Genomic DNA, 255 nt, shown 5'->3' with positions numbered 1-255 from the left:
TTTAAGACTCGCTTTCGCTACGGCTCCAGCTCTTCACTTTAACCTTGCACGTAATCGTAACTCGCCGGTTCATTCTACAAAAGGCACGCTGTCACACCTCCCGGGTCCCCGCGAAAGTAACACTTTCGTGGGTGGGAATGGTGCTCCAACTGTTTGTAAGCACACGGTTTCAGGTTCTTTTTCACTCCCCTCCCGGGGTGCTTTTCACCTTTCCCTCACGGTACTGTTTCACTATCGGTTGCTAGGGAGTATTTA

Annotated in this window: 1 rRNA gene; it reads right to left on the bottom strand. The window is 50.6% G+C overall.

What is annotated here, in order from left to right:
- Nucleotides 1-255: ribosomal RNA gene (locus TEPIDINF_RS14935) — 23S ribosomal RNA — on the bottom strand; the annotation flags it as partial.

Source organism: Tepidibacillus infernus (genome assembly GCF_048898065.1).
GTDB classification, from domain to species: domain Bacteria; phylum Bacillota; class Bacilli; order Tepidibacillales; family Tepidibacillaceae; genus Tepidibacillus_B; species Tepidibacillus_B infernus.
The sequence above is the reverse complement of the archived record's forward strand: the minus strand, read 5'-3'. Positions and strand labels throughout refer to the sequence as shown.